The organism is Defluviitoga sp., assembly GCF_035349255.1.
Lineage (GTDB): Bacteria > Thermotogota > Thermotogae > Petrotogales > Petrotogaceae > Defluviitoga.
The window spans coordinates 1-4,818 of record NZ_DAOPSE010000062.1 but is presented as its reverse complement, the minus strand read 5'-3'; the positions used below and the strand labels follow the sequence as shown (position 1 = coordinate 4,818).

Below are 4,818 nucleotides of genomic sequence, written 5' to 3'. Positions count from 1 at the left end.
ACCATATACACGGAGTCTATGGAGATTATATTGAAGAATTAGTACATTTTTGTAAAGTTAAAGGTATAGCATTTCAAATTTTAGATTAAAAAGTCCGTAAAAATGTTTTTGTTCAAGGAAAATGGAAAATTTGAGGTGAAAAATGAAAATTATTAATAAATCCTTTGTTTTTGATAAAATTCCATCTAAACCTAGTTCACATTCTGTGAGTTTGTGTAAAATTAATGACAACGAAATAATTGCTTTCTGGTTTGCTGGTTCTTGGGAAGGAGAAAAAGATGTAGATATTTTATCATCAAGATATGATATTAATGCGGACAAATGGGATACCCCTAAGTTGTTCATTCATGATCCTTCACGATCTCTAGGCAATACAGCACCAGTTTTATTTGAAAAAACGTTTAGGGTATATTATTGTGCAATGGAGGGTAAAGATTGGACAGAATCATCTTTATGGTATACTGACTCATATGATCAAGGGTATTCTTGGAAAAAACCAAAGCCTTTTTCTCTTCAAGGAGAAAATCTTTTGTTTGGAACTAAAATTCTTAAATTGAGTGATAACAGGTTTATCTTTCCAATGTATAATGAAAAACTATGGATAAGTACTCCATACATCACCAATAATATCTCTTCAAACAAATGGGAAAAAATTGGAGAAATAAAAACTGAAAAAGGTAATATTCAACAAGACATGGTTGAAATGAATGGCCAGATCTTCTCTTTACTAAGAACTCGCGATGGTTTTATCTATAAAACCCTATACAATTTTGAAAATAAAAAATGGAGTACACCTATTTCTATTAACATACCAAATCCCAATTCAAGACTTGCTTTAGAAAAAACAAGAGATTTACTAATTTGCTGTTGTAATCCATTAGGACTCAATAAAGAAAACCTCACTCATGATCCTAGAAAATTATCTGATATTGAAGAAGGTTTTTGGGGAAAAAGAGAAAAGCTTTCTATTTTTGTGTCAAGCGACGGAGGAAACACCTGGAACGAAGAAATAATTTTAGAAGAAAGTCAAGATAAAGAATACTCTTATCCATGGATTCAGATAATTGATGAAACAAAAATAATGATTGCATATACGTATGAAAGGCAAAAAATTGCCTATGCAATAATCGAAATCTAATACATAGGAGAGGTAAATATGTACTTAATTGGGATAGATATAGGAACTCAAAGCACTAAATCAGTGATTACTGATGAAGAAGGAAAAGTTATTTCAGAATCATCCAAAGAGTATGCAGTATTGACTCCACAACCTAATTGGGCAGAACAATGGCCTGATGTATGGTTTAATGCTGTAATAGATACACTTAAAAGGGTCATAGAAAAATCTCAGATTCAACCCAAAAATATAACAGGAGTCGCGATAAGCGGGCTATATGGTGGATCTGGCATACCTGTTGATAAAGATTTCAACCCGTTGAGACCATGTTTAATTTGGATGGATAGACGAGCCACTAAAGAAACTAAGTTTGTAAAGCAAAATATTCCTAAAGATAAAATATTTCGTATAACCGGAAACTATGTAGACAGTTATTTCGGTTTTACTAAAATGATGTGGATAAAGAATAACGAACCAGAAGTGTGGAATAAAACATATAAATTTATGACTCCAAAAGATTTTGTCATATATAAACTTACAGGTGAGAATATCATTGATTACTCCTCTGCCGGTAATATCGGAGGTGTTTTTGATATTCATAAAAAGTACTGGTCCCAAGAGATGTGTGAAATTTTGGGTATAGACCTAGATAAACTTCCTGAAAAAATAGTAAAATCTTCTGATATTGTAGGAACAATGTCTGGAAAATATGCCCAAGAAACAGGGCTTTTAGAGGGAACACCTATAATAGCTGGGGGAATTGATGCTCCAGTTGCCCAATTAAGTGCCGGCGCTGTTTATGAAGGCGAACATGTTGCAATGGTTGGAACTTCTACATGCTGGGGAAATATTCACGATGGGAAATATCTCACACCCGAATTAGTTAGTTATCCTTATGTTGTTGACGATTTAACAAAGATATACACCTTTGGCGGAGGAGCAACTTCAGGAGCTATAATTAGATGGTTTAGGGAAGAGTTTGGCGAATACGAAAAGGAATATGAAAATAAAAGAGGCGTTTCTGCTTATACACTTCTAGAATTAGGTTCAAAAGACATTCCTGCTGGAAGTGATGGAATAATTGTTTTACCTTATTTTATGGGAGAAAGATCACCTATATGGGATTCCAAAGCAAAAGGAACTATTATTGGATTAAGTTTATATCACAATAGAAATCATTTATACAAAGCCTTCATGGAAGCCGTTGCATATTCATTAAGACATAATATCGAAGAAGCACAAAATGCAGGAATAGTACTCGATCCAGAATGTTATTTAGTTGGTGGTACAGCAAAGAGCGACATTTGGACTCAAATTTTTTCTGACGTTACAGGGTATGTTATGAAAAGAACAAAACAAGATGTTGAAGCACCTTTAGGAGATGCATTTCTGGCTGGATTAGGAACTGGTATATTCAAACAGCCAGAAGACATTAAAAAATGGACTCTATTTAAAGAAGATACTTTACCCAACAATTCAAACAACCAAACTTACAATAAATATTACAATCTATACAAGCAATTATACTTAAATACACAGAAAATTATGGAACAATTATGAGTGAATAAGAAAAAATTAAATTAAGTATAGATAATCATAATTCAAAGGGGCTGAATCCAGCCCCTTTTTGATATTCGGGAATAATTTGCTATTTTGTTATATCTACTAATTATACATTTTTCTCAATAGTTAGTAACTTTCAACTTTCTATTTATATGGTTAGTCTTCTAAATGAATTAAATTTAATTTATTGTGTTTTTATTCTTTTTTCTCTCTTTATAAACTACCTTTATATTATTCAAATTAAAATAAAGTTAAAAATATGCAAAAAATCAACTTATGTTCAATTATAGTCATCTATTTCAAAATAACTCAAAAAATCTTTGATAATCTTTATTTTGAATTAAGGACTTACTTTGTTATACTATGATGAAGTAATATCAGAATATTATCATATACTGATCATCTTTTACAAAATATTATAATAACTTCATAACCATAATCATTTATATCTCTATTAATAGTAACAACTTATTATGTTTAAAAAAACTGTTCAATTCTATAATTTAAAATCACACTTAGGAGGAATATCAATGTCAGATAATCAATCAAAAAAGGAAGTAGCGTTGTTTGCAAAGTTAGTATGGGATAGAAAACTAACGGATGGGACAGGGGGGAATATGAGCATAAGAGGAACCAATGATAAAATATACATTACTCCTACTACAACCATCAAACATTTTCTTACTGAAGACGACATAATTACTATTGACAAAGATGGAAACAAAATTGAAGGTAAAAAAGAACCTTCTTCTGAAAGAAGAATGCATATAAAGATTTATGAGAAGGATCCAGATGTAAAAGCAATAATCCATGCTCATCCTAGATATGCAACCTCTTTTGCAGTAACTTTCCAAAAGCTTCCAGTATATGCTCTACCAGAATCAGCTTTGGTTTTAGATCCGATAACTTATATTGAATATCAAATGCCCGGAACTCAAGCCTTTGCAGATGCTTTTGAAGAAGGCTTGAAAAACGGATCACGAGTTTTTGTGCTTCAAAATCATGGGGTTACAGTTGCTGGAAAAAATATGGAAGAAGCTTACATGAAATTAGAAACCTTAGAATTTCTTGCAGAAGTATCCTTCATATCAAAATTGTATGGTGGCATAAACGAAATTCCTACAGAAAAAATAAAAGCCTTTAAAGAATTTTTTAATAAGAAATAGGGACTTTAGAAATGAGAATTTTCTAAAAATGGAATTTTGAATTTAAAATGGGTCTAGGGCGGAGCCCTCTCCCCCTCCTTCGGTACAAATACCGAAAAAGTTAAAAAAATTAAGAATTAGTGAGAATTAGAAGTGGGGAGGTATTTTTGGAGAAACTAAAATTCAAAACATTTATAGAATCTGAGTTTCATAATTTCTAAAGTGAGTATAACAATATACAATAGGAGGAATAATTCATGAATTTGAAACAGATAAAAGAAAAAATAAGTAATTTTAAAGTAGAAGTTCCTTCATGGGGATTTGGAAGGTCTGGAACAAGGTTTCATGCATTTCATATTCCAGGTGAAGCAAGGAATATATATGAAAAAATTGATGATGCAGCCTTTGTAAATAAAATTACAGATACAGTTTCTGCTGTCGCAATACACATTCCATGGGATAAAGTTGATGATTACTCAGCATTAAAAGATTATGCAGAAGAAAACGGAACGAAGATAGGTGCTGTAAACCCTAATTATTTTGAAGATGAGGGTTATTTATTTGGTTCTTTAAGTAACTCAGATAGCAAAATACGAAGAAAAGCAATAGAGCAAACTTTTGAATGTATAGAAATAATGAGGCAAACAAATTCAAAAGTACTCTCAATGTGGATACCTGATGGTTCAGACTATCCTGGACAAATAGATTTTAAGCATTCTTTTGAATTACTTGGAAACTCTTTAAAGCAAATTACAAACGAATTAGATGAAGATATGACAATGCTTCTAGAGTATAAGTTCTTCGAGCCCGCTTTTTATTCAACTTTACTGTGTGATTGGGGAACAGCATTCATGTTGTCCAAAGAATTAGGTGAAAAAGTTAAGGTTTTAATAGATTTAGGGCACCATCCGCAAGGTACAAACATTGAATTTATTGTTTCCATTTTATCTTATAAGGGGAAACTTGGGGGATTCCATTTCAACTCAAGAAAAT

At 31.7% G+C, this 4,818-nt stretch carries 4 protein-coding genes; all 4 read left to right on the top strand.

Features of this window, described 5'->3' with window-relative positions; genetic code table 11:
- Positions 1-142: 142 nt before the first annotated feature.
- Complete coding sequence (locus PKN74_RS07890) at positions 143-1,138, top strand: exo-alpha-sialidase (RefSeq protein WP_472310256.1); 996 nt, start codon at positions 143-145, stop codon at positions 1,136-1,138.
- Positions 1,139-1,156: 18 nt separating this feature from the next.
- Entirely contained in the window at positions 1,157-2,677 is a 1,521-nt protein-coding gene (locus PKN74_RS07885) for an FGGY-family carbohydrate kinase (protein ID WP_472310254.1), read from the top strand.
- A gap of 533 nt (positions 2,678-3,210) precedes the next feature.
- Positions 3,211-3,846: a class II aldolase/adducin family protein gene (locus PKN74_RS07880; protein WP_472310252.1), complete on the top strand. Its 636-nt coding sequence runs from the start codon at positions 3,211-3,213 to the stop codon at positions 3,844-3,846.
- A gap of 236 nt (positions 3,847-4,082) precedes the next feature.
- A partial coding sequence (locus PKN74_RS07875) for a TIM barrel protein (protein WP_472310250.1) occupies positions 4,083-4,818 on the top strand: 736 nt, incomplete at its 3' end.